Raw genomic sequence first — 672 nt, forward strand, 5'->3', positions numbered from 1 at the left:
GGCGTTGGCGAGGGCCTCCAGGTCGTCCCCGCTGGGGCGGCTGGGGCCACTGCCGCCGGCGAGCCGGACGACTTCCCAGCCGCGCGGCGCGGTGAGGCGCTCGGAGTGCTCGGCGCACAGGTCGTAGCAGTGGGGTTCGGCGTAGGTGGCGAGCGGGCCGAGGACCGCGGTCGAGTCGGCGTAGACGTACGTCAGCGTCGCGACGGCGGGACGGCCGCAAGCGGTGCGAGAACAGCGACGTACAGGGCTCACAGCGTTGGACGGTACCGCACTCTTGAGCGGGCCGCGACGACTCTCCCGGAGCTCACCCCACCGTGTCGTGGCGACGGACGGCGCACAACGGCCCGCGCGGGCGCACTCATGACCTGCGGCGACCCGGGGTGGTGCGCCCCACCCGACAGTTGAAAGCGGTCACCACTCAGGGCAAATAGCTCCAATTGACGCGAGATCCACGGTCCGGGAGGGAAGTGGAATCAGGCCCAAGAATGGCTTGATCGGTCAGGAAGCGACATGCAGTGCTCCGTACGGAGGCGTCCCGCTTCGCACGCCGCGGAGGACTACGCTGCGTCGGTGATGGAAAGGCCCGCCGACGCTGAGAACCCGGTACCGCCCGAGGGGCAGGTACCGCCCGAGGGGCAGGTACCGCCGCACTCCCCCGCCTCCGCCGAGCCA

General features: G+C 71.0%; 1 protein-coding gene. It reads right to left on the minus strand.

The window, feature by feature from the left end; genetic code table 11:
* Positions 1-252 (minus strand): DUF3499 domain-containing protein (locus G3I40_RS43535; protein ID WP_164560316.1); only part of this gene is annotated, 252 nt, incomplete at its 3' end.
* Between the last annotated feature and the right edge of the window lie 420 nt (positions 253-672).

The organism is Streptomyces sp. SID14478 (assembly GCF_010548525.1).
Taxonomy (GTDB): domain Bacteria; phylum Actinomycetota; class Actinomycetes; order Streptomycetales; family Streptomycetaceae; genus Streptomyces.